This window comes from Streptomyces actinomycinicus (assembly GCF_016741775.1).
Classification (GTDB): domain Bacteria; phylum Actinomycetota; class Actinomycetes; order Streptomycetales; family Streptomycetaceae; genus Streptomyces; species Streptomyces actinomycinicus.
This window is the reverse complement of record NZ_JAERRK010000026.1, coordinates 63,901-87,296: the sequence shown is the minus strand read 5'-3', so window position 1 is coordinate 87,296 and position 23,396 is coordinate 63,901. Positions and strand designations below refer to the sequence as shown.

General features: G+C 73.6%; 18 protein-coding genes. 8 read left to right on the top strand and 10 right to left on the bottom strand.

Annotated elements, in window-relative coordinates; genetic code table 11:
* Positions 1-38: 38 nt before the first annotated feature.
* From JK359_RS34120 to JK359_RS34110, 3 genes are all read right to left on the bottom strand, one after another.
* The gene (locus JK359_RS34120; RefSeq protein WP_201843496.1) at positions 39-1,001 is read right to left on the bottom strand and encodes a Dyp-type peroxidase; all 963 of its coding nucleotides are present in this window, start codon (positions 999-1,001) and stop codon (positions 39-41) included.
* Between the two features lie 193 nt (positions 1,002-1,194).
* On the bottom strand, positions 1,195-2,076 hold the full coding sequence (locus JK359_RS34115; RefSeq protein WP_201843495.1) for a YegS/Rv2252/BmrU family lipid kinase: 882 nt from the start codon (positions 2,074-2,076) through the stop codon (positions 1,195-1,197).
* A gap of 38 nt (positions 2,077-2,114) precedes the next feature.
* Entirely contained in the window at positions 2,115-3,707 is a 1,593-nt protein-coding gene (locus tag JK359_RS34110; protein ID WP_201843494.1) for an FAD-binding oxidoreductase, read from the bottom strand.
* 107 nt (positions 3,708-3,814) lie between these two features.
* Here JK359_RS34110 and JK359_RS34105 point away from each other — a divergent pair, with 107 nt between their 5' ends.
* A complete protein-coding gene (locus tag JK359_RS34105; RefSeq protein ID WP_201843493.1) occupies positions 3,815-4,414 on the top strand; it encodes a TetR/AcrR family transcriptional regulator in 600 nt (199 codons plus the stop codon).
* The gene (locus JK359_RS34100) at positions 4,411-5,994 is read left to right on the top strand and encodes a glycerol-3-phosphate dehydrogenase/oxidase (RefSeq protein WP_201843492.1); all 1,584 of its coding nucleotides are present in this window, start codon (positions 4,411-4,413) and stop codon (positions 5,992-5,994) included. The genes JK359_RS34105 and JK359_RS34100 overlap by 4 nt, the downstream gene beginning before the upstream one ends.
* A gap of 272 nt (positions 5,995-6,266) precedes the next feature.
* Here the strand turns inward: JK359_RS34100 and JK359_RS34095 are convergent, their stop codons facing one another.
* Both JK359_RS34095 and JK359_RS34090 read right to left on the bottom strand, forming a co-directional pair.
* Positions 6,267-7,718, bottom strand: coding sequence for a WGR domain-containing protein (locus JK359_RS34095; RefSeq protein WP_201843491.1), 1,452 nt, complete (start codon positions 7,716-7,718; stop codon positions 6,267-6,269).
* A gap of 193 nt (positions 7,719-7,911) precedes the next feature.
* Positions 7,912-8,562, bottom strand: coding sequence for a TetR family transcriptional regulator (locus JK359_RS34090; protein ID WP_307788407.1), 651 nt, complete (start codon positions 8,560-8,562; stop codon positions 7,912-7,914).
* A gap of 163 nt (positions 8,563-8,725) precedes the next feature.
* On the opposite strand from JK359_RS34090, the gene JK359_RS34085 reads away from it, so the two are divergent.
* Entirely contained in the window at positions 8,726-9,511 is a 786-nt protein-coding gene (locus JK359_RS34085) for an SDR family NAD(P)-dependent oxidoreductase (RefSeq protein ID WP_201843489.1), read from the top strand.
* Between the two features lie 158 nt (positions 9,512-9,669).
* Here JK359_RS34085 and JK359_RS34080 read toward each other — a convergent pair whose 3' ends face one another.
* From JK359_RS34080 to JK359_RS34070, 3 genes are all read right to left on the bottom strand, one after another.
* Complete coding sequence (locus tag JK359_RS34080) at positions 9,670-11,274, bottom strand: ABC-F family ATP-binding cassette domain-containing protein (RefSeq protein WP_201843488.1); 1,605 nt, start codon at positions 11,272-11,274, stop codon at positions 9,670-9,672.
* A 206-nt stretch (positions 11,275-11,480) separates the two neighbouring features.
* Complete coding sequence (locus JK359_RS34075) at positions 11,481-12,977, bottom strand: carboxylesterase/lipase family protein (protein ID WP_201843487.1); 1,497 nt, start codon at positions 12,975-12,977, stop codon at positions 11,481-11,483.
* Between the two features lie 88 nt (positions 12,978-13,065).
* Positions 13,066-13,713: a TetR/AcrR family transcriptional regulator gene (locus JK359_RS34070; RefSeq protein WP_201843486.1), complete on the bottom strand. Its 648-nt coding sequence runs from the start codon at positions 13,711-13,713 to the stop codon at positions 13,066-13,068.
* Positions 13,714-13,993: 280 nt separating this feature from the next.
* On the opposite strand from JK359_RS34070, the gene JK359_RS34065 reads away from it, so the two are divergent.
* Positions 13,994-15,004, top strand: a complete 1,011-nt coding sequence (locus JK359_RS34065; protein ID WP_201843485.1) for an extracellular catalytic domain type 2 short-chain-length polyhydroxyalkanoate depolymerase — start codon at positions 13,994-13,996, stop codon at positions 15,002-15,004.
* A gap of 138 nt (positions 15,005-15,142) precedes the next feature.
* Here the strand turns inward: JK359_RS34065 and JK359_RS34060 are convergent, their stop codons facing one another.
* A complete protein-coding gene (locus JK359_RS34060; protein WP_201843484.1) occupies positions 15,143-15,847 on the bottom strand; it encodes an SDR family oxidoreductase in 705 nt (234 codons plus the stop codon).
* Positions 15,848-16,767: 920 nt separating this feature from the next.
* On the opposite strand from JK359_RS34060, the gene JK359_RS34055 reads away from it, so the two are divergent.
* The 4 genes from JK359_RS34055 (at position 16,768) to JK359_RS34040 (ending at position 22,014) form a co-directional block, all read left to right on the top strand.
* The gene (locus tag JK359_RS34055) at positions 16,768-17,565 is read left to right on the top strand and encodes an SAM-dependent methyltransferase (RefSeq protein WP_201843483.1); all 798 of its coding nucleotides are present in this window, start codon (positions 16,768-16,770) and stop codon (positions 17,563-17,565) included.
* A 288-nt stretch (positions 17,566-17,853) separates the two neighbouring features.
* On the top strand, positions 17,854-19,536 hold the full coding sequence (locus JK359_RS34050) for a uracil-xanthine permease family protein (RefSeq protein ID WP_307788406.1): 1,683 nt from the start codon (positions 17,854-17,856) through the stop codon (positions 19,534-19,536).
* Positions 19,537-19,705: 169 nt separating this feature from the next.
* Positions 19,706-21,307 carry an amidohydrolase family protein gene (locus JK359_RS34045; protein WP_201843482.1) on the top strand — a complete coding sequence of 534 codons (1,602 nt, stop codon included), beginning with the start codon at positions 19,706-19,708 and terminating at the stop codon, positions 21,305-21,307.
* A complete protein-coding gene (locus tag JK359_RS34040) occupies positions 21,304-22,014 on the top strand; it encodes a sulfite exporter TauE/SafE family protein (protein WP_201843481.1) in 711 nt (236 codons plus the stop codon). The genes JK359_RS34045 and JK359_RS34040 overlap by 4 nt, the downstream gene beginning before the upstream one ends.
* Before the next feature lie 146 nt (positions 22,015-22,160).
* Here JK359_RS34040 and JK359_RS34035 read toward each other — a convergent pair whose 3' ends face one another.
* Positions 22,161-23,336: a LacI family DNA-binding transcriptional regulator gene (locus JK359_RS34035; protein ID WP_236678873.1), complete on the bottom strand. Its 1,176-nt coding sequence runs from the start codon at positions 23,334-23,336 to the stop codon at positions 22,161-22,163.
* Between the last annotated feature and the right edge of the window lie 60 nt (positions 23,337-23,396).

The following is a 23,396-nucleotide window of genomic DNA, read 5'->3' as shown; positions in this document are numbered from 1 at the left end:
CTGGCGCGCGAGGGATCAGCAGTCGGCGGGGCCAGTAATCACTGAACCTCCGCCCGCACGGCACCGCAAGCGGACGGAGCGGGCGGGAGATCCTCGAGAAAGGACAGGGTGGGCACGTGGAAAAGGCAGCCCGTGACCGGGACCGAGAAGTCGAGAATCCGGTCGTGCTGTCCGGGGCGCCGACCGAGGAACATGTTCCTGAGCATTTCCTCGGTCACGTCGGGAGTGCGGGCGTAACCGATGAAGTACGTACCGAATTCGCCTGCGCCGACCCTCCCGAACGGCATGTTCTCCCGTACTATCTTGCGCTCGTCGCCGTTCTCGTCCGTGATGACGTTGAGCGCGACATGGGAATCCTCGGGCTTGGCGTCGTCGGGCAGCTCGACATTGCTCAGCTTGGAGCGCCCGATGACCTTTTCCTGCTCCTGGGGTGTCAGTGCGTTCCAGGCGGTCATGTCGTGCAGGTACTTCTGCACGATCACGTAGCTTCCCCCGGCGAATTGGGGGTCCTCGTCCCCTATGAACACCGCGTCGGCCGCCAACTGTCCTTCCGGGTTTTCGCTGCCGTCCACGAAGCCGAGCAGATCGCGTTCGTCGAAGAATTTGAAACCATGTACTTCGTCGACGACGGTGGCCGCTCCGGCGAGCCGTTCTCCCAGCAATCGGGCCAGTTCGAAGCAGAGATCCATGCGATGGGCGCGGATGTGGAAGAGGAGGTCGCCGGGGGTGCCCGGGGCCCGGTGGCGGGGACCGGCAAGTTCCACGAAGGGGTGCAGGTCGCGTGGTCTGGGCCCGCTGAACAGCCGGTCCCAGGCCGCCGATCCGATGCCGACGACGCAGCTCAGCTCCTCTGCGGGGTCCCGGAAGCCGACCGAGCGGCGCAGTCCGGAGACGTCCTCCAGCAGGTCCCGCACCGTGTCCTCGCCGCCGGGTGCGAGCGTGGCGACCAGGAAGACGGCGGCCCTGGCCGGCGGGACGACGACGGGCTGCGGCTCGGACACGGCGTCTGCCTCCTGGGGGTCTCTCGCACCAGCATGGCGCGCACCGGCCGATTCGGCAGGTCGTACGACCGGTGCGGCCGGTCACCCGACCGGTGTGCCCGCGAGCCGGACCGCGCCGACCGCGCCTGCGCCGTGTCTCGCCGTGTCTGGCCGTGTCTGGCCGAGCATTCGGCCCCCGGGGCAGTGCCGGCGGTCAGTACAGCACCGGCAGGTCCCCCGGGCGTACCCGCAGGGTGACCGGCAGGGTGGCCTCCACCTCGCCGTCGGCGCCGTAGGGCACGGGCCGGTCGGCCTCGATGCGGAGTTCCTTGCCGCGCAGGACGCGCACTTCGGGCCGCCGGACGTGGGCGCCGGTCCTGAGTTCGTTCATGAGGGCGAAGAAGAGGTGACGCGGGGCCTCGCGGATCATCACGACGTCCAGCAGTCCGTCGTCGACCTGCGCGCCGGGCGCGATGAGGCGACCGGAGCCGTAGTACGGGGAGTTGGCGGCGACGACCGTGTACCCGCGGTGGGCGTGCTCCTCACCGTCGACGGTGACGCGGTAGTCGGCCGCCCGCCACGTGGTGACCGCGCGCAGGCCGCCGGCGTAGTAGGAGGCGGCGCCGCGCAGCAACCGGGCGTTGTTGGCGTGCTTGTTGGCCACGGCGTCGACCCCGGCGTACACGCTGCCCAGCACCACGGTCCGCGGGTGGACGGCCGACTCCACCTCGATGGTGTCCACCGGCCGGGGCTCGGCGTGCAGCAGGATGTCCGCGAGGGCCTCCGGGTCGGCGGGCAGGTGCAGCGCGCGGGCGAAGTCGTTGCCGCGTCCGGCGGGTACGAGGCCGAGGACGGTTCCGGTGCCGCTGAGCGCGCCGCCGATCCCGCCGGCGATGCCGTCGCCGCCCACGGCCAGGACGATCCGGCCGCGCTCGCCGGCGCTGCGGGCGATGTCCTGGGCGTGGACGAGGCTGTGGCTGTACTCGGTCTCCAGCTCGGCGCCGGCTGCGCGCAGCAGCCGGGCCAGGTGGAGCAGGGTCGCCGCCCCGGTGGAGCCGCCCGCGGTGGGGTTGACGACGGCGGTGAACTGGCGCATCGGTGTGCCTCCGAGGCAGGCGGTCGGTTCGGTCGGGGTCAGTCGGTGGGCAGCAGGACGCCGGGGTTGAGGAGCCCCTGCGGGTCCAGGCGGCGCTTGACGGCGCGCAGGGCGGAGATGCCGAGCGGGCCGGCTTCGCGGACGTACCAGTCGCGGTGGTCGGTGCCGACCCCGTGGTGGTGGGAGATGGTGCCGCCGGCGGCCAGCACGGCTTCGTTGGCGGCGTGCTTGGCCGGCGTCCAGTGGGCCACCGGGTCGTCGCCCTGGGCGCTGACGACGGTGAAGTACAGCGAGGCGCCGTTCTCGTACACGTGGGAGATGTGGCACATCACCAGGGGCGGGGTGCCGGCCTCGGTGAGGGTGTCGGTGAGGGCGGTGCGCACGGCCGTGTAGAGGTCGGGGATGCGGGACCAGAAGGCCGCGGTCTCCAGCGTCTCGGCGAAGGCGCCCACGTCGAGCAGGGCGTCGCGCAGGTACGGCGCGGAGTAGCGGCCGTGGGCCCAGCGTTCACCGGGTTCGGCGCCGACGAGGGTGCCGCCGCAGGCCGTGAGGACGCTCGCCGCCTGCTCGCGGCGGTGCGCGGTGTCCTCGGGCGTCCCCTCGTAGCCGGTGATCGCCAGGCATCCCGCGCCGCCCTGGGCCGGGTCGGCGCCGATCGCGTCGGGCTGGGCGAGGCCGATGAGCGTCTCGGTCTCGTCGGACAGGCGCAGTACGGTCGGCCTGGGGCCGTCCTGGGCGAGCCGGCGCAGGGCGGCGGCACCCTGTTCGAAGGAGTCGAACCGCCAGCCCTCGTACACCCGGACCTCGGGCAGGGGGCGGATCCGTACGGTGACGGAGGTGATGACGCCGAAGGCGCCCTCGGAGCCGAGGACGAGCTGGCGCAGGTCGGGTCCGGCGGCGGAGCGCGGGGCGCGGCCGGTCTCGAGGGTGCCCTCGGGGGTGGCGACGGTCAGCCCGAGCACCATCTCGTCGAAGCGGCCGTAGCCGGCGGAGGCCTGGCCGCTGGAGCGGGCGGCGGCGAAGCCGCCGATGGTGGCCCACTCGAAGGACTGCGGGAAGTGCCCGAGTGTGAAGCCCCGGTCGGCGAGGAGGGCTTCGGCCTCGGGGGCCCGCAGGCCGGGCTGGAGGACCGCGGTGCGGGAGACGGGGTCCAGCTCCAGCAGGCCGTTCATGCGGCGCAGGTCAAGGGCTATGAAGGCGGTGCGCTGCGGGGCGAGCCCGCCGACCACCGAGGTGCCGCCGCCGAAGGGCACGACGGCCAGGCTGTGCACGGCGCAGGCACGCAGGACGGCGAGGACCTCGTCGTGGCCGGCGGGCAGGACGACGGCCTGTGGGACGTCGGCGAAGTCGCCGGTGCGGATGCGCAGCAGGTCGGGCGTGGACTTGCCGCGGGTGTGGCGGATGCGGCTCTCGGCGTCCGTACGGACGTGCTCGTCGCCGCCGACGGCCTCGGCGAGGGCCTTCAGGGCGGCGGAGCCGGCCGTGGGGGCGGGCAGGCGGACGTCCTCGAGGGCGAGCGCAGGCGTGGTGCGCGGCTTGACGCCGAGCAGGTCGCGCAGCAGGCCGGTCACCGTGTCGGGCAGCGGTGCCGCCTTGGCCGGGTCGCCCCAGCCGTTCCACAGCATGTCCATTGAACGGTCGTCCTCACAGGTCGGTGTGCTCGGTTCACGCGGCTCGGCTGCCGTCTTCCGGGACCAGGATCCTTCCGTCCGGGCCTCGGGGCGTTACACTGTGACACATGACGCCTATTCGTCACAACGGTTCGGACAACGATCACGTGCTCGACGCGGTGCGCGACTGCGTACTGGCCGTCGGCGTGCGCCGCACCACCCTGGCCGACGTGGCCCGCCGCGCCGGCGTCTCCCGGATGACGCTGTACCGGCGCTGGCCGGACCTGCGCACCCTGGTGGGCGACCTGATGACCCGGGAGTGGATCGCCCTGGCCACCCGGGCCATACCGGAGCCCACCGCCGGCATCAGCACACGTACCCGGATCGTGGACGGAATGGTGGCCGGCGTCGAGGCCTTCCGGGCCCACCCCCTCTTTCACAAGATCGTCGACGTCGATCCGGAACTGCTCCTCCCGTACGTGCTCGACCGGCGCGGCGCGAGCCAGGAGGCACTGCTGGCGCTGCTGGCCGGTGCCCTGCGCGAGGGCCACGCGGACGGCTCCGTACGCCCCGGCCACACCGAACGGCAGGCCCGCGCCCTGCTGTTGACCGTGCAGTCCTTCACGCTGTCCCTGCGCACCATGACCGACGAGGACGATCCGGAGCTGGACTCCGCCGCGTTCCTCGGTGAACTGCGCACCCTTCTGGAGAGGACCCTGACGCCATGAGCCACACCGAGGCCGCCCCCGGCTCGTCCCTCAGCGCACACCGGCGGAGCCGGGAACTGGCCGAGGCCGCGGACGGCCGGGTGGCCGACGTCCTGGTCGTCGGGCTCGGCGCCACGGGTGCCGGGGCCGCACTGGACGCGGCGGCCCGCGGACTGGACGTCGTCGCGGTCGACGCCCACGACCTGGCCTTCGGCACCTCCCGCTGGAGTTCGAAGCTCATCCACGGAGGCTTGCGCTACCTGGCGTCCGCGCAGTTCGACGTCGCCCACGAGAGCGCGGTCGAACGCGGCGTCCTGATGACCCGTACGGCCCCGCACCTGGTCGCGGCCCAGCCGTTCGTGCTGCCGCTGACCCCGCTGGTGTCCAGGGCCCAGGCCTCGCTGGCGTGGGCGGGCTTCCGGGCCGGGGACGTGTTGCGGCTGGCCGCCCGGACACCGCGGCAGGTGCTGCCGGCCCCGCGCCGGCTGTCCGGGACCGAGGCCCGGCACCTGGCGCCCGCGGTCCGCACGGCCGGACTGCGCGGCGGGCTGCTGTCCTGGGACGGCAAGGTGACCGACGACGCCCGCCTGGTGACCGCCCTGGCCCGGACGGCCGCCGGGCACGGCGCCCGGGTACTGACCCGGGTGCGGGTGCTGGAACTCACCGGCACGGGCGCCCGGATCCGGGACGAACTCACCGGCGAGGAGGGGGAGATCAGGGCCCGTGCCGTGATCAACGCCACCGGTGTGTGGGCGGGCACCCTCGCCGACGGCATCCGGATCCGTCCGTCCCGCGGCACCCACCTGGTGCTGCGCTCGGAGCGGCTCGGCACCCTGCCGGCCGGACTGCACATCCCCATCCCCGGCGAGACCAACCGGTTCGTGCTGGTCCTGCCCCAGGGCGACGGCCGGGTCTACGTCGGTCTCACCGACGAGCCGGTCGACGGCGGGATCCCGGACGTGCCGGAGGTCCCCGAGACCGACATCGGCTTCCTCCTGGACGTGCTCGGTTCGGTCCTGGACACGCCCGTGGCCCGGGACGAAGTCGTCGGCGCCTTCGCGGGGCTGCGCCCCCTGCTGGACACGTCCGGGCACGACGGCACCGACGGCGAACCGGCCCGCACCTCCGACATCTCACGCCGGCACGCGGTGCTGACCTCGCCCGACGGTGTCACCACCGTGGTCGGCGGCAAGCTCACCACCTACCGGCGGATGGCCCAGGACGCCGTGGACGCGGCGGCAGCCGCCCGGGGCCTGCGCGTGGGCCCCTCCCCCACCGCCGCGCTGCCGCTGGTGGGCGCCGCCGCCCCCGAACGCCTCCGCGCGCTGCCCGCGCCCCGCCGCCTGGTCCGCCGCTACGGCACCGAGGCCGCGGCTGTCCACGCCCTCGCCGCCCAGGACCCGGCCCTGGCGCAGCCGGTGCTGCCCGGCCACCCGGTCACCCGGGCCGAACTCCTCTGGGCGGTCCGGCACGAGGGCGCCCTGGACGAGTCGGACCTCCTGGACCGTCGCACCCGCATCGGCCTGGTGCCGAAGGACCGCGCCGAGGTCCTCCCCACCGCCCGCGAAATCCTCCCGCACCCGACAACCACGACTTCCTGACGCCGCGGAGGGGCGGGGCGCCGTGCAGGACGTGGTGTACGCCGGTGGCGGCAGCACCTCGCATCTGACGGCCGTGCGGCGTGTGCACGGCGTCGGGTCGTGCGGGAGGCGTACCACCGCGGGATGCTGCGGTGCGCAATCGGCGCAGGTTGCACATCGCTGGGCGGACGCCTCGCAAGCCCGGCTGTACCGGGTGGAGCCGGACCGGCAGGGGGGTGTCGGGGAGTGGGCGGTTGGTTGTCGTGTGGTCGGTTTCTGCGGGTGAGGTGGTGTCAGAGCAGGCGGCGGATGTCGCCCCGGACCCGGTAGAAGCCGCCCGCCGCCGGGTGCAGGGCGTCCACGACGTACCGGGCGCCCGCCTCCCGTATCGCGCGGGGGAACTGGACGTTCCAGGAGGCGTCGTAGCCCTCGGAGAGCACGTGCACCCGTAGCCGGCCGGCCTCCTGGACGCACTCGACCACCACCGCGCCGGTCGGCGCCCTGTCGACCGTGGCCACCGCGGCGACGGCTGTCGCGGGGGCGTAGGTCGGCAGGGCGGCGGCAAGCTTCACGTCCCGCACCACGGGCACCGTGCCCTGCTGGGCCGCGGAGATGGCCGCTTCGCTCGCGTCCACGCACACCAGTGAGCCGTCGGTGGTGACCAGGTACAGCCGCTCGTCGCGGTACTGCATCGACAGCGCCGAACCGCTGCCGGTGCCGAGCTTCCACAGGCGCGTGCCGTTCTGGTCGAAACAGTAGACGGACGAGGCCGCGTCGCCGGCGAACACGAACCGGCCGCCGGGAGAGGTGGCGCACGAGTACACGCTGCTGTCGCACGCGTACGTCGCCTCTATCGCGCCGGTGGCCTTCGACAGCCGCTGCACCACGCGGTGCGCGGTGCCCGCGTAGACGGCGTGCTGCTCCTGCCAGCCGAACAGCACGCCGCCCCGGGTGCGGGTGTGCCACAGCTCGCCTCCCCCGTCGGGTGCGTAGGCGGTGACACCCTGGTGATGGCCGTGGTAGACGGCCCGGTCGTCGGCCCGGACCATCCACGCGTGCTCGCCCTGGCTGCGCCGGGACCACTGGTGTTCGTCCTCGTGGTCGATGACGGTGAGCCGGCCGTCACGGTCCGAGACGTCCAGGATGCCCTCGTGGATGTCCAGCCAGAAGATGTCGACGTCGGCCGCGATGTCGTAGGCGGCGAAAGGCAGTTTCGAGGAGAGGTCGTACACCTTCCCGTCGTCGCAGCCGGCGTAGATCCAGAAGTCGTCGGCGACCAGGCACTTCACCCCGTCCGGGAGGCTGAACCGGGCCAGCACACCGCCCTCGTGGTCCAGGGTGTAGACGTCGCCCGCCTGGTTGCCCACCCAGCAGCGCTCGTCGTCGACATGGATGCCGAACGCCGCCGAGCCGGTGCGAAACCGCCACAGCACGGGTGCGACGGCCCGCGCCGTGGAGGGGGCCGAGCTGACCTGACGCCGGGTCACCGCACGGGGGGCACGCTGCCCGGGGACGGCGGGGGCGTATCCCTTGCGGACCTTCTCCCCCACCTTCTTCGCGGCGGCGGCCCGTGCCTTCTCCACGGTCGGGAACGCCGAGGTCTGAGTCTGCCCGACGGCACCGATCCGGCCGTAGCGCACCGTCACCACCACGCCGTCGACGGTCACTTCGTAGAACTTGTGGGCGCCGTCGCCCTCCTGCGACAGCTCCAGATACGTCGTCGACACCGCGGACGCCGTGGACATGGCACACCCCTCCCCAGGACGGACCCGCAGTCGTTCCCGCCGGTCCTCAACTGCTCCTCACCGTAAGGGGACCCACTGACAATCGGCCGCGGGCAGGCCGGACGCCGGCGCCGGACAGGCGGTCCAGGTGACGGCCGCCGCCGGCGCCCTCGCCCTTGTCACCGGCGCTCATGCCCACGGCCGCCGCCGGAGGCTAGGACTCGCCGTCTCCCGCCGGCCTCGACGCAAGCACCCCGCCCAGCAGTTGGCGCAGGCACCGGAGCGCGAGTGCGGCCGGGGAGGACTCCCCCGTGACGCCGGCCTCGGTGCCGGCCCACGTCTCCAGCGCAATGCGGATCGCGTCGGTGGCCGCCGCCGCGACCAGGCGCACCTGCAGGGCCCCGAGTCTCCCGTCGGCGAGCCGGGCGACGACCGGGACGAGCCGCTCCTCGGACTCCTGGTTCACGCGGTACCAGACCGCACGCAGCGCGGGGTCTCCGGCCGCCGCCCGCAGCAGCCCGCGCGTGCGCAGCAGGGCCCGGGCGGCTTCCTCGTCCGGTGCCGCCAGGGACCGCTCCACCGCCGACTCCAGTGCCGGAAGCAGTCCGGCGCCCGGCTGCGCGGCCTCCAGGAGCGCCCGCCAGCGGTCGGCGCCGGCTGCCAGCAGCGGACTGACCGCGTCCTGCTTCGAGCGGAAGTAGCGGTAGAAGGTCCGCAGTGCCACGCCCGCGTGCCGGGCGATCTCCTCGGCCGTCGTGGCGTCCGGCCCCTGCGCGGCGAACAGATCGGCCGCCGCGTGGGCGATCTCGAGCTGGGTGGCGGCCTTGCGGCGCTCGGTCAAGGAGGAGGGCAGCTTGGTGCTCACCCAAGAAAGGGTACGGCTCGAGGACCGGCCATGACATGGAATGCCGTAATGGCAAAACGTGCCATCACGGCGTACCGTGATGGCCATCGGGACGCCGGCCGGCAAGAGGACCGGCGTCGCACAGGCCCCGCCGACTCGCCGGCCGGGCCGGGCAGGAGAACACATGAACCGCTACGAAGGCCGCCGCGTGCTGATCACCGGGGGCGGCTCCGGCATCGGCCAGGCCACCGTGCTGCGCATCCTCGCCGAGGGCGGCAGCGTCGTGGCCGCGGACGTGAGCGACCGGGGTCTGCAGGACACCGTGCGGAAGGCGGGCGCGTACGAGGGCCGCCTGACCACGGTCGTCATGGACGTCGCCGACGAGTCCTCGGTACGTGCCGGGGTGACCACGGCGACCGCCTCGCTCGGCGGCCTGGACGTGCTGGTCAACGCGGCCGGGATCCTGCGCTCCTCGCACACCCATCTGACGAGCCTCGACGAGTTCACGCGCATCCTGCAGGTCAACCTCGTCGGCACCTTCCTGGTGATCCGCGAGGCGATACCGGCCCTGCTGGCAGGCCGTGACGCGGCGGTCGTCAACTTCAGCTCGACGTCCGCCGCGTTCGCGCACCCCTACATGGCGGCGTACGCGGCGAGCAAGGGCGGCATCCAGTCGATGACCCACGCCCTCGCCTCCGAGTACGCCAAGCGGGGCATCCGGTTCACCGCCGTCCAGCCCGGCTCCATATCCAGCGGCATGACCGAGGGCAGCGGCGCCAGCCGGCAGAGCACCGGGCCGGGGCTGCCCGACGATGCCGACATGACACTGTTCGCGAAGCTCTCCCCGGCGGTCGGCCAGGGTTTCGCCGGGCCCGAGACCGTGGCGTCCGTGGTCGCGATGCTCGGTTCCGAGGACGGCAAGTTCGTCACCGGCACCGAGATCCGCGTCGACGGCGGCACCCACTTCTGACCACGGCCACGACACCGGGCGCCCCGGCCCAGCACGCCCCGGCCGGGACCCCCCGGCCGGGGGCAGGCCGGTCAGGGGCAGGCCGATCGGGGGCAGGCCGGTCAGGGGCAGGCCGGTCGGGGGCAGGCGAGAGCGACCACGTCCCGGGCAGGCCCGCGTCAGGCGAGGGTCACCAGGTCGCGGTAGTCCTCGTTCCACAGGTCCTCGGCGGCGTCCGGCAGGAGCAGGGCCCGGTCGGGGCGCAGGGCGTCGATGGCGCCCTGGTCGTGCGTGACCATCACGATCGCTCCGGGATAGGAGCCGACCGCGGCCAGCACCTCGTCCCGGCTGGCCGGGTCGAGGTTGTTGGTCGGTTCGTCGAGCAGCAGTACGTTCGCCCCGGAGTGGACCAGTCCGGCCAGCGCCAGCCGGGTCTTCTCCCCGCCGGACAGCACGGCGGCCGGCTTGTCGGCGTCGTCACCGGTGAACAGGAACGCGCCGAGGACGTGCCGCGCCTCGCCCGGGCTCAGGTGCGGTGCGGCCAGGCCGAGGTTCTGCAGCACCGTACGCCCGGTGTCGAGCGTGTCGTGCTCCTGCGCGAAGTAGCCCAGACGCAGCCCGTGCCCGCGCACCACCCGTCCGCCGTCCGGCTGTTCGGCGCCGGCGAGGACGCGCAGCAGGGTGGTCTTGCCGGAGCCGTTGAGGCCGAGCACGACCGTCCTGCTGCCCCGGTCGACGGCCAGGTCCACGCCGTCGAGGACACGGTGACCGCCGTAGGCCTTGGCGAGACCGACGGCGCCGAGTGGCGTCCGCCCGCACGGGGCGGGCTCGGGCAGCCGGATGCGCGCCGTCTTCTCGGTGCGCCGGTGCGGCTCCAGGCCGGCCAGCATCCGGTCGGCACGCCGAGCCATGCTCCTGGCCATGGTGGCGGTGGCGGAACGGGCCTTCATCCGGTCCGCCTGCGCGTGCAGGGCCGCCGCCTTGCGTTCGGCGCTCGCCCGCTCACGGGTGCGGCGCCGCTGCTCCTCGTCGCGCCGGCCCAGGTAGGTCGTCCAGCCGGTGTTGTGGATGTCGATCGCCGCCCGGGTGGCGTCCAGGTGGAAGACACGGTTGACGAGGTCGGCGAGCAGGCCGGTGTCGTGGCTGATCACCACCAGTCCGCCGCGGTGGGCCTGGAGGAAGGTGCGCAGCCAGGTCAGGGAGTCGGCGTCGAGGTGGTTGGTCGGTTCGTCCAGCAGCAGGGTCCGGTCTGTTCCGGCGAACAGGATGCGGGCGAGTTCGACCCGGCGCTTCTGTCCGCCGGAGAGAGCGCCGACGGGTTCGCCCATCACCCGTTCGGGCAGGCCGAGTCCGGCCGCGACGCGGGCCGCCTCGGCTTCGGCGGCGTATCCGCCGCCGGCCTGGAAGGCGGCTTCCGCGCGGGCGTAGGCCTGCATCGCCCGCTCCAGCGCCGACGTGCCGGCGGCGTCGGTCAGGGCGGCCTCGGCCTTGCGCAGAGCGCGCAGTGCGCGGTCGAGTCCGCGGGCGGAGAGGATGCGGTCGGTGACGGTCACGGCGGGGTCGGCGGCGCGGGAGTCCTGCGCCAGGAAGCCGACCGGCCCGGTGCGGGTGATGGCGCCGGCGGCCGGGCGGGACTGTCCGGCGAGGGCTGTCATCAGGGTGGTCTTGCCGGCGCCGTTGCGGCCGACGAGGCCGATCCGGTCCCCCGGCGAGACGGTGAAGGAGATGCCGGACAGCAGGAGACGGGCGCCGGCGCGCAGCTCGGCATCACGAACGGTGATCATTGGATAACGCTCCGAAAAAGCAAGAGGACACACTTCTGGCGTGGAAGCGGGTCATCAGCTAGGAAATCCGGGGCGTGGACATGCCGTCACGGTAACTCGGGCGCCCGGAGCACCGCACGCCGTTTTTCCGGGCCACCCTGTTCGCGGGCCACCCTGTTCCCGGGCCACCCTGCGCTCCGGCACCACCGCATGCTCCCCGCCGGGCGTCAGCGCAGACCGTCCCACAGGGTCCGCAGGCCGGTGCGCGGGTCGGGAGCGGTGATCGGAACGTCGGCGAAGTACCGGACGGCCCGCCCCGGGGCACGGTACGCGGGCCAGCCGGGGTCGCCGGTGGTGGCGAACGACACCCAGGCGGCGTGCATCGTCTCCGCGAGCGCCGGGGGCGGGGCGTCACCCAGGAGGGGCGCGAAGGCCGGGTCGGCCAGGTTGCCGAAGACGAAGGGCACGTCGAGCGCGTGACATGCGCCCAGCGCACCGTCGAAGGCGGGCGAAGGCCAGGCGAACTCGTAGACGAAGGTGCGGGCACCATGGGCCGCCTGCGCTTCTGCCAGGCGGAGCGCGGGGACGCGGTAGAACCAGTCGGTGGCGAGTTGCGCGAACAGTTCGCCCCGGCTCGCTCCCGGGAACGCGGCGCGGTAGGCGGCCACGCCCCGGCCCGGGGGGAGGCCGTAGCCGGTGGCGGTACGTTCCAGGAGGTCGCCGGTCACCAGGCCGTCGAGTCCTGACGGCGCCGTGAACAGCCGGAACTCGTCGCTGGTCCAGCCGGCCAGGACGTCCACACCCGCCGCGCCGCCCTCGGCGATGGCGTCCATCGGCGCGCGCGGGAGGGTGTCGTGGTCGACGACGGGTTCGAAGGGCATGAGGTTGAAGGCGGCCTCACCCCACAGGGCCGGGTCGGGGCGGGCGGCGATCTCGCCGCGCAGCCGGGACTGGGCGGCCAGCAGGCGCTCGACGGGTACGGCGGCGAGGTCCGGCCGGGTGGGCGGCACCCCGAGGATGGCGGCGAGGCGGGCGGCGACCAGGACGGCACTCGCGGCCGACAGCGTGTGGTGGGCCGCGCCGCTCTGCAGGGCGGCGCGGCGAAAGAGGCCCTTGGCCGCGGGCATGGCCAGTAGGGCACCGATGCTCATGGCCCCGGCCGACTGACCGGCCACGGTGACGCGATCGGGGTCGCCGCCGAAGGAGGTGATGTTGTCGCGGACCCACTCGAGCGCGGCGATCTGGTCCAGCAGGCCGAGGTTGGCCCGTACGGTGTCGCCGGGCCCGAGGTGCAGGAAGCCCTCAGCGCCCAGCCGGTAGTTGAGGGTCACCAGGACGACGCCGTCGCGGGCGAACGCGGTGCCGTCGTAGCCGGTGAGGGATCCACTGCCGTTGGTGAAGGCGCCGCCGTGGAGCCAGACCAGCACGGGAAGACGGCCGGCCGGGTCCGGGGTCCAGACGTTGAGGTTGAGGAAGTCCTCGCCCGGGATGAGCGTTTCGGGGAGCAGGCGGTCCATGGGCGGGGCGTACGGCGCCTGGGGGGCGGTGGGCCCGTAGGCGCCGGCGTCACGGATGCCGTCCCACGGGACCGGCGGGTGCGGGGGCGCGAAGCGCAGGGGCCCGGTGGGAGCGGCGGCGTAGGGAATGTTCTTGAAACTGGCGGTCCCGGACGGGTCGGCGGTACCACGGACCAGGCCGTGGGCGGTCGCGAGGACCGGTCGCATGGTCACTCCTTCGCACAGAGCGGGGGCATTGCGCGCGGGCAGGTACGGGCGAGGGCCCGTGGCCGGGACGGGCCCGGGATCGGGGGGCTCAGTGGCCCGCGTTCACGATGCGCAGCGCGAACCGCGCGTACTGGTCGGCGACCTGCTCGCGGGTCCGTCCGAGGGCGGGGCCGAACCACTGCGCGACCTGCACACCGAGGCCCCCGATCGCGGTGACCGCGAGCAGCGGGTCGTCCACCTCGAACTCGCCGCTCTTGATGCCGCGTTCGAGTACGTCGGCGAGCAGGCGGCGGCACTCGTCGCGCAACTGACGTGAGGGTGCGGCCAGTTCGGGTGAGAGGGCGTGCAGTTCACTGTTGGTGACCACGGCGAGCAGCGGATAGTCGGTGTGGAGCAGGACGTGGGCGCGGACCAGGGCGGCCAGTTGCCGGACGGCGCCCTCGTCGGCGGTGCCGGCGGCGGCCTCGGTCAGTCTGGTCCGCATCTCCTCGTGGCCGATGCGCACCAGCTCGGCCAGGACGTGCCCCTTCGACGGGTAATGCGCGTACAGCGTCGCGGAGTTGATGCCGACCATGCCCGCGATCTGCCGGATGGAGGCGCCGGCGAAGCCGGACTCGGCGAACAGTTCCAGGCCCGCCTCGAGGATCTTGCCCCGGGTGCCGGGCGGGGTGACGCCCTCGGGGAGGACCGCGGCCATCGCGACGACCCGGCGGGGCTCCCAGGCGGGAAGTTCCACGGCTGCTCCTGCGGACTCGGCGAGACTTCGGGTCGACCGACTTCCAACCGATCGATTGGTTGACACCGTAACGCAGAAGCCGGATGGTGTCTCGCAACAGCCTCGAAACAACCAATCGATCGGTTGGAAACGCAAGCCCGGTAACCGCCCGGCAGCCGGCCGCGGCTCGCACCACGGGCACCCGGATCCCGTGGTTCCCGCCGCTGTGTACGCCGCCGTCCGCTCGGGCGGCACTCGTCTCCCCACCCCTCGGAACCCCACAGGTATCGGAGTGTGCCCCATGAGATACCGCTCCAGAGCGGTCCAGGCCCTGGCCGCCCTCGGCGCCGCCTTCACCCTCGCGGCCGGCGGGCCGGCCACGCCCGCGCAGGCCGCCGCCCCTGCCCTGCCGGACCTGAACATCACCGGCACCTACGTCACCGGTGTCTCCTCCGGCGGCTTCATGGCCACCCAGCTCCAGGTCGCCTACTCCGGCACCTTCGACGGTGCCGGTATCGTCGCCGCCGGACCGTACGACTGCGGCCAGGGGCACGTCATCAAGTTCGTGACCTGCGATCTCGGCCTGGGTGTCGACGACTTGGAGCAGCAGGCCGAGGACTGGGCGTCCGAGGGCCGCATCGACCCCGTCTCGAACCTGCGGGACAAACCGGTTTACACGTACCACGGTTACCTCGACCCGGTGGTCAACCCGCTGGTCTCCCGGGCCGGCGTCGACTTCTACGAGCACTTCGGCGCCGACGTCACCTACCACGACTGGGACCCGGCAGGGCATTCCTGGCCCACCCCCGACGGCGTCGTCCCGTGCGCGCTGACGCTGCCGCCGTTCCTCAACAACTGCCACGACGACCCGCAGCGCGAGATGCTCACCGCCTGGCTGGGAGGCGTCAACCCGCGAAACACCGGCGCGCCGAAGGGCACTCTCACGCACTTCGACCAGAACGCCTACGCCCCCGGCGGCTCGGCCCGCGAGTTGTCCATGGACACCACCGGGCAGCTCTACGTCCCGCCGGTCTGCGCGGACGGCGCCCCCTGCAAGCTGGTGGTGGCGCTCCACGGCTGCCTGTCCGCCCAGCAGCTCCTCGGTACGGCCTTCGCCGAGAAGGGCAATCTGGACACCTACGCCGACACCAACAACCTGGTCGTCCTCTACCCGCAGGCCGTCTCCAGCGTCTGGCCGGTCAACCCGCAGGGCTGCTGGGACTGGTTCGGCTACACCGGCTCCGACTACGCCGTGCGGAGCGCACCGCAGATGACCGCCATCGTCAACATGGTCCACGCACTGGGCGCCTGACCCGCACCCACCGTCCCCCCGCGGCGATCGCCGGCCGCCGCGGGGACGTCGCCGTACGGCGCCGGGAGGGCGCGGGCGGCTCTGTGCCGAGCAGCCCGCAGAGCCGGAAGCAGGCCCACGCCCTTGCCCCTCGTTCCGCTATTCCGCCAACTGCGGGTACAAGGCCGCCAGGTCGCCCGAGAGTGCCGCCTTGACCCGGCGGCTGACGTCGTCCGCCAGGACCTCGTGGGTGCCGGTCTCGACGCCGTCGATCGCGAGGGCGGCGACGTCGTGCGGGTCGGACTTCGGCGAGTCGACGTTCGAGGCCATCTCGGTGTCGATGTAGCCGACGTGGAGTCCGGTCACCCCGATGCCCCGCGGCTTCAGTTCCAGGCGCAGGGTGTTGGTCTGGGACCACAGGGCCGCCTTGGTGGCGCTGTACGAGCCGGCGACGCCCACCCAGGAGAGCACGGAGTGGACGTTGAGGATGTGTCCACCGCCGTTGCGCTCGATGACCGGCACAAAGGCGCGGGTCATCAGCAGCGGGCCGTAGAAGTTGGTCTCGAACTCCCGGCGCACGTCCTCGACCGGGGAGTCGAGGAACGAGGTCGCACCGAGCAGGACGCCGGCGTTGTTGACGAGCACGGTGACGTCCTGCGCCAGTGCCGCCGCGGCCGAGACGGACGCGGGGTCGGTGACCTCCAGAGCCACGGGTACGGCATCGGGATGCGTGACCGTGCGCGGGTCGCGGGCGGTGGCGTACACCTTGGCGGCACCGCGTGCGTACAGCTCCTCCACCAGCGCCTTGCCCAGACCCCGGCTGCCGCCGGTGACCAGTGCGACTGAGCCCTTGATCGAAGTCATGTCCGCCTCCAAAGAAGAAACCGATCGGTTTCCACCACCGTAAACCGATCGGTTTCCAGCGGCAAGAGGGTGGGCGAGAGCACGACGACGGGCAGGGCGGAGGGGGGAGGACGTGCGAGGTGGGGGCGGAGGGAGGGAGGGCGCGGTTGAGGCGAAGGACGGAAGGAGGAGGGGTGCGGCGCAGGCCAAGGAAGAGGGGGTGAGGCTGAGGAGGATGGGAGGCGCGGGCCCGCATCTAAGACCGGCGGGGCGGAAGCGGGGCGGTACCGGCCGCACCTGTGCCCGGCGGGACGGAGGCGGGGCGGTGTCGGCCGCGGGTATGGCCGGCGGGGCGGAAGCGGGGCGGTACCGGCCGCACCTGTGAGCGGCGGGACGAAGGCGGGGGCGGTGCCGGCACGCGGGTATGGCCGGCGGGGCGGGGAACGGTCCGAGCGCATGGATAAAACCGTTCCCCACCCCTGCCGGTCGGCCCGCCGCCGGTGGGGACCACGGCGGCGAACCGGTCCGCGGGCACGGCCTCGAGGGACGTGCCGGACACAACCGATCCCGTTCAGACCCTCCGACGCCGGGCGTGCGCAAGCCATCCGGAGCGGTCCGGCCGGGTGAGGCGGCGCCGGCGACGGACACCGGCCCAGGGGACGAATCGGCGCCGCACCGGCACCGGCCCAGGACACGAATCGGCGCCGTGCCAGCCCTGGCCCCGGCCCAGGACACCGATCGGCGTCATGCCGGCACCCGCCCGAGGGGGCGGATCGGCGTCGCGCGGGCACCGGACGCCCCTCCCCCGGTCGGCCTCCGGCCGCGGCGGCTTCCGGGGCAGGCGGCCCGTGGCAACTCCCCGGCCGTGCGGAAAAGTTGTTGTGGGAGGCTGTGCCCGGCCGTCCGGGACAAGGCCGCGACGGTCGCGAGAGGAGCACAGCGTGACACAGGACGGCTTCAAGGCCGCGGACATCGACACCAGCAGACCGCATCCCGCGCGGATCTACGACTACCTCCTGGGCGGCAAGGACCACTACCCGGTGGACCGACGGGCGGGCGACGAACTCACCGCCGCCGCGCCCGAGGCCCGGATCGGCGTACGGGCCAACAGGGCCTTCCTGCAGCGGGCCGTCCGGTACGTCGTCGGGTCCGGGGTACGGCAGATCCTGGACATCGGCACCGGGCTGCCCACCTCGCCGAACGTGCACGAGGTCGCCCAGTCCGCGGCCCCGGACGTCCGCGTGGCCTACGTCGACAACGATCCGATCGTCGCCGCGCACGGCAACGCCCTGCTCAGCCGTTCCGGTACGACCCGCATCGTCCTCGGCGACCTGCGGGACCCGCGGTCCGTCCTGGACCACCCCGACGTCCGGCACCTCATCGACTTCGACGAACCGGTCGCCCTGCTCCTCGTCGCGATCCTGCACTTCCTCGCCGACACGGACCGGCCGGCCGAAGTCGTGGCCACCCTGCGCGAGGCGCTCCCGGCCGGCAGCTACCTGGTCCTGTCGCACGCCACCGGCGACTTCGCCGACCGCACAGCGGCCCAGGCCGTCTACTCCCGGGCGACCGCCTCCCTGAACCTGCGCTCCCGCGCCGAGGTCGAGCGGTTCTTCGACGGCTTCGAACTGGTCGAGCCCGGCCTGGCCCAGGTGCCGTTCTGGCGTCCGGACGCCCCACCGCCGGCCCGCTCCGACGAGATCGGCTTCTACGGCGGCGTCGCCCGCAAGGCCGCCTGACCGGACCGTCCCGCCGGGCCGTTCAGGCCGCCCGTCCGGCTCGTCCCGCCGGGCCGTTCAGGCCGCCCGTCCGGCTCGTCCCGCCGGGCCGTTCAGGCCGCCCGTCCGGCTCGTCCCGCCGGGCCGTTCCGCCGCACCGGCCCCACCGGTGCGGCGTCCGACCCCTTGACCCACCCCCCTACGGCACCTCCATACTGTCGCCCGAATCGATTGGCCAAATCGATTTGGCCGCCCGTCCACGGCCGGATCGTCGAGGCCTGAGCCGAGCGAGCCGAACGGAGCCCGCGCGTGTCCAGTCCCGTACATCCCGACGTCCCCGGTCCCACCGACCCCGGTCCCACCGACGCCGGTCACTGCACTTCCGATCCCGGTCCTGTCCGTCCCGGTTCCAGCGACCGCAGTCACCTGCGGCCCGGCCCCACCGGCCCCGGTCCCGTCCGCCCTGGTCCCACCGACCCTGGTCCCACCGACCCTGGTCCCGTCCGCCCTGGTCCCACCGACCACGACCCGGCCCGCACCCATCCCCTCCCTCGGGACGCCGCCCCGACCGGGACCGTTGCCACCGGCCCCGGCCGCTCCGGCCCGGTCCAGCCGGAGCCGGTCCACCCCGTCGACGAGTCCCGGCCCCTCGGCCGGATCCTGCTCTTCGGCGTTCAGCACGTGCTCGTCATGGCGGCGACCCCGATCTCCGCGATCTTCCTGATGAGCGCCACCCTCCGGCTCAGCCCGAACCTCACCGTCGACCTGCTCTCGGCAGCCCTGCTGCTGTCCGGCATCGGTTCGCTGATCCAGTCGCTCGGCCCGTGGAAGTTCGGCCCCCGGCTGCCGTTCGTGATGCTGCCGGGCGGCGCTCCGCTGATCCTCTTCCTCTCGATCGCGCAGCAGCACGGACTGCCGACGGCAACCGGTGCCGTCCTCCTCACGGCCGTGTTCACCTTCCTCGTCCTGCCCCTGTTCGCACGGCTGCTGAAGTTCTTCCCGCCGCTGGTCATCGGCACGATGATCGTGATCGTCGGGGTCAACCTGGTGAAGGTCGGCGCGCTGCTGGTCACCGGCCGGCCCGGCGCCCCCGGCTTCGCGGACCCGGCCCAACTGGGCCTGGCGTTCGCCACGATCGGTCTGATCGTGCTGTTCACCCGGCTGCTGCGCGGGGTGCTGCGCCAGCTGGCCGTGCTGCTGGGGCTGGCCGGAGGTACGGCCCTGGCTTTCGCCGCCGGCCAGGTGCACGCCGGCGCCCTCTTCTCGGGGCACGTCCTGGGCCTGCCGCGGCCGTTGCCGTTCGGCGCTCCCGCCTTCGACCTGCTCGCCGCGCTGCCCCTGATGCTGTACAGCCTGGCGTCGATGGCGGAGGCGACCGGCCAGACCGTCATCAACGCCGAGGCGGTCGGCAAGGACATCGACATCCGGTCGGACGTGCCCCGCACGGTGCGCGGGGATGCCCTGACCTCGCTGCTCGGCGGCTTCTTCGGACTGCCGTTGATGGTCACCAGCGGCGAGAACATCGGCATCGTCCGGGTCACGGGGGTGCGCAGCCGCTACGTCACGGCTGCGGCGGGCGTCGTCCTCGTCCTGCTCGGCTTCCTGGCCCCCGTCGCACGGGCGATCAGTGTGATGCCGTCGGCGGTGGTCGGCGGCGCCGCGATGGTCGTCTTCGCGGTGATCACCGTACTGGGCGTGCAGATGCTGGGCCGTGCCCGGCTCGAGGACCACACGTCCACGGTCACGTGCGCGGTCGCCCTGGCGCTCGGGCTGCTGCCCATCCTGGTGCCGGGGGTGTACGCCGGGTTCCCCTCCGGCGTGCGGATCCTGCTGGAGAGCGGGGTCGCTGTGGGCGCCCTGACCGCTGCCGTGCTCAACGTCGTCTTCCACCATCTGGGGCGCCGGGCCCCGGCCACCGCGTCCACCGCGTCCACCGCGTCCACCGCAGCCGGGGTGCCGGCCGAGGCCACCGGTCCGGCCGCACGCCCGTGAACCCTGCCGTATGCCCGTGAGCCCTGCCGTACGCGGGTGAGCCGCGGCGTACGCGCCTGCCCCCTGCTGTACGCGCGTGAGCAGTGCCGCGCCCGACCCTGTCGTACGGACGTACGCGGGTGAGCCGTGCCGTGCGCGTGTACCCGATCCTTCCGAACCACGGAGAACCATGACCGACCTGACCCCTGACCTGCTCCGCCGCGACACGCTGCTGCTGGTCCCCGATGTGACGCTGACTCCCGACGGTCCACTGGACCTGCATGCGGTGGTGGTGCGGGACGGCGTGTTCCGCGACGTCGGCCCGGTCGAGCGGATCGTCCGTACGTATCCGTCCCTCACGCCCGTGCGGCTCGCGGGGCAGGTGCTGATGCCCGGCTTCGTCGACGCCCACCACCATCTGACGCAGAGCCTCGGCGGCGCTCTCGCCTTCGGGGAGCCGTCGGAGATCTTCCGCCGGGTGTGGGTGCCGCTGGAGCGCGCGCTGGACGAGGAGTCGGCGTACGTCGCCGCGAAACTGGCCGCGCTGGAGTCGCTGCGCGGCGGTTTCACGACGGTCGCCGAGTCCGGCACCCGCGCCGAATTGGACGTGGACGTGATCGCCTCGGCGACCCGGGACGCGGGGATCCGCTGTGTACTGGGCCTGGTCTGCAACGACGCCTCGGACGGTACCGGCGAGGACGCCGACCCGCGTGCCGTGCTCACCGCCGCCGAGACCCATCTGGCCCGGTACGGCAGCGACGACCTGGTACATCCCTCGCTCGCGGTGTCCGTCCCGGAGGCCGCGACGGCGCCGACGCTGGCGGCCACCGCACGGCTCGCCGCGGGCGCGGGGACCGTCGTGCAGATCCATGTGAACGAGCACCTCGTCGCCGTCGAGCGCTCCCTCGTGCGGCACGGGCTGCGGCCCCTGGAGTACCTGCACCACGCGGGCGCGCTCGGCCCGCAGCTGCTCGCCGCGCATGCCACGCTGCTCACCCCGGCCGAGATCTCGCTGCTCGCGGACAGCGGTGCGGCGGTGAGCTACAACCCGGTCGCCAGCGCCTGGAAGGGCAACGCGGTCGCCCCCGCCTCGACCTTCGCCGAGCGCGGCATCAGGTTCGGCCTGGGCACCGACGGCACTCGCGGCGACGGCTTCCGGCTCGCCGACGCCGCCGAGTCCGCGCAGCGGCTCACGTACGGCCTGGCGAGCGGCGACTCCTCCTGCGGGGCCGGCTGGACCTGGCTGGAGCGGGCCACCTCCGGCGGCGCCGACGCGGTGGGGCTCGGCCGGCTCACGGGACGGGTCGCGGTGGGCTGTGCCGCGGACTTCCTGCTCATCGACGTCAGCGGGCCGGAGATGCAGCCGTCCTGGGACCTGCCGTGGGAGCTGGTCCGGCGCGGCAACCGCGACCAGCTCACCGCCGTGTTCGTCGGGGGCCGGATGCGGCTGTGGCAGGGCTGGCCACCGGACTGGGACGGTCCGGCCCTGGTCCGGCGGGCCGCGGAGCTGGGCCCCCGGGTGGTACGGCGGGCCGGAGTGACCCGGGCCCACCCGACGTCCGTGGAGGCGTGGCGGGGCGCGGCGGCGACAGCGGGCCAAACGACGCCGACCGCGACGCCGGCACCGACATCAGCCGGGTCCGCCGCGCCCCCCGCGGCCTCAGCACCGGCGCCGGCCCCGGCACCGGTCTCAGCCCTGACCGTGAGCCCGGCACCGGCCCCGGTGCCGGGCCCGCTCCCGTCCACCTCGGCGGGTTCCGCGTCGGCCGCGTCTGCGGGCGGGCCGGCGTGACCGGGGCCACTCTCGGTGTGCTCGCGCTCACCGTGGCCGTGGCCGCGTTCGTGCAGGGGGTGAGCGGACTGGGGTTCGCGCTGATCGTGGCTCCCGTGGCAGGGCTGATCGACCCCGGGCTGGTGCCCGTGTTCGTGCTTGGCGCGATGATCCCGCTGAACCTGTACGTCGCCTGGCGGGAGCGGCAGAGCCTGGACCTGCGCGGCGCCGGCTGGATCACGGCGGCTCGGCTGACGGCGACGCCCGCCGGGCTCGCCCTGCTCTGGCTGGTACCGGAGGGCGACCTCGGAGCGGTCGTCGGCGGCGCGACCGTGCTGGCGGCGGTGGTGAGCCTCGTGGTGCCGTCGTTCGTGCCGGGCCGCGGCGCCTATGTGGGCGCGGGTGTGGTGACCGGGCTGACCGAGACGGCGACCGGTGTGGGCGGGCCGCCACTGGCCCTCGTCTATCAGCACCGGCCGCCCGCCGAGCTGCGCGCCACCGTCGCCGCCTGCTTCCTGGTGGGCGAAGTCGCGTCGCTGGCCCTGCTGTTCGGCACCGGCCGGGGTAGCGCGGACGACCTCGGCTGGGCGTTGCTGCTGCTGCCCGCACTCGCGCTGGGGGCATGCATGAGCCGCTTGGTGCACCGGCGGGTGGACGCCGGGAAGATGCGGGCCTTCGTGCTGGTGTTCGCCCTGGTGTCGGGAGTGGTGCTGATCGCCGGGGGCTGAGCCGGGGGCCCGGTGCCACGGGCGGCGCCGGAATGAAGCGCGCACCACCAGCCACGCTCCCACCGGTAACGCAAGGAGTACGCGCGCACCACCAGCCACGCTCCCACCGGCAACGCACGGAGTACGCGCACACCACCAGCCGGGTGCTACCGGTGGCGCAGGGAGGACGCCCGTGCGACGAGCCGGGGTTCCGGAGCGGGCAGTCCGCGCCCTGTGCCCGACGCGTCGGTACCGGCACCGCCGGCCCCCAGACCGGCACCGGCCCCGCCCACACCGGCACCTCCCGCCCCCGTACCGGCACCTCCCGTTCCGGTGCCGGTACGGCCCGCTCCCGTACCCGCATCGCCGGCCGCTCCCGTACCGGACGCGGCGGACAGCCGGCCGAGCAGGAGTTCCACCGCGTCCGCCGCAGCCCGGTCCAGACGCAGGTCGACGGCGGTGAGCGGTGGTTCGCAGGTGCGGGCGCGCAGTCCGTCGTACCGGGTGACGACCATGACGTCCTCGGGTATGCGGCGGCCCGCCTCCCGCAGCGCCCGTACCGCGCCGACGGCGAAGGCGTCGACGAGGACGCACAGGGCGTCGATGTCCGGGTGCTCCGCGAGGAGCGCGGCGCACCGGTCGTGTCCCGCCTGTTCGCCGCCGTCCTCCGGGACGGTGGCGACGAGCGGCGTCCAGCCGTGGGCGGCCGCCGCGCGTTCGTAGGCTGCGCGGGCGTCGACCGAGGAGTGGCGGGTACCCGCGCCGACGACGAGTGCGGGGCGCCGTGCGCCCTGGGCGCGCAGGTGGTCCAGGAGCAGTTCCACGACGCGGCCGCCGTGCAGGTCGACATAGGGGGCGTCGTCGCCGGGTGCGGTGGGGCGGCCCAGGGCCACGTACGGCAGCCCGCGCTCGCGCAGTTGGGCCACGGCCGCGTCGTCCGCCTCGGGTTCGACCACGATCGCGCCGTCGATGTCCACGGTGTAGAGCGCGGATCCGGACTGCACGGGCGGGATGAGCACCAGCGCGTACTCGTGGACGAGGGCGCGTTCGGCCGCCGCGGCGGCCACCTCCATGTAGAAGCCGAGCCGGGACGGTCCGCCGGCCACCGCGAAGGGCATCGAGGAGGCCAGCGCGATCGCCCTGGCCTCGCCGCGGCGCAGCCGCTGGGCGCGCAGGTTGGGCCGGTAGCCCAGTTCGGCGGCGATCTTCTTGATGCGCTCGCGGGTGCGCGGATCCACCTTGCCGATGCCGTTGAGGGCGTGGGACACCGTGGTCCGGGAGACCGACGCGGCCTCCGCGACATCGGCGATCGTGGGCCGGCGGGCGCCGCGGGACATGGTCATGGGGCCCATCTTCCCCCATGCGTCCGCGCTCGGTGCCGGAGTGGGGAGGGCCTTCGTCCC

Excerpts from the sequence above, each read along its gene's own strand:
- JK359_RS34105 (WP_201843493.1), top strand. The coding sequence starts at position 3,815 with ATGACGCCTATTCGTCACAACGGTTCGGACAACGATCACGTGCTCGAC.
- JK359_RS34065 (WP_201843485.1), top strand. The coding sequence starts at position 13,994 with ATGAGATACCGCTCCAGAGCGGTCCAGGCCCTGGCCGCCCTCGGCGCC.
- JK359_RS34075 (WP_201843487.1), bottom strand. The coding sequence starts at position 12,977 with ATGCGACCGGTCCTCGCGACCGCCCACGGCCTGGTCCGTGGTACCGCC.
- JK359_RS34115 (WP_201843495.1), bottom strand. The coding sequence starts at position 2,076 with ATGCGCCAGTTCACCGCCGTCGTCAACCCCACCGCGGGCGGCTCCACC.
- JK359_RS34100 (WP_201843492.1), top strand. The coding sequence starts at position 4,411 with ATGAGCCACACCGAGGCCGCCCCCGGCTCGTCCCTCAGCGCACACCGG.
- JK359_RS34060 (WP_201843484.1), bottom strand. The coding sequence starts at position 15,847 with ATGACTTCGATCAAGGGCTCAGTCGCACTGGTCACCGGCGGCAGCCGG.
- JK359_RS34080 (WP_201843488.1), bottom strand. The coding sequence starts at position 11,274 with ATGATCACCGTTCGTGATGCCGAGCTGCGCGCCGGCGCCCGTCTCCTG.
- JK359_RS34110 (WP_201843494.1), bottom strand. The coding sequence starts at position 3,707 with ATGGACATGCTGTGGAACGGCTGGGGCGACCCGGCCAAGGCGGCACCG.
- JK359_RS34035 (WP_236678873.1), bottom strand. The coding sequence starts at position 23,336 with ATGACCATGTCCCGCGGCGCCCGCCGGCCCACGATCGCCGATGTCGCG.
- JK359_RS34095 (WP_201843491.1), bottom strand. The coding sequence starts at position 7,718 with ATGTCCACGGCGTCCGCGGTGTCGACGACGTATCTGGAGCTGTCGCAG.
- JK359_RS34045 (WP_201843482.1), top strand. The coding sequence starts at position 19,706 with ATGACCGACCTGACCCCTGACCTGCTCCGCCGCGACACGCTGCTGCTG.
- JK359_RS34085 (WP_201843489.1), top strand. The coding sequence starts at position 8,726 with ATGAACCGCTACGAAGGCCGCCGCGTGCTGATCACCGGGGGCGGCTCC.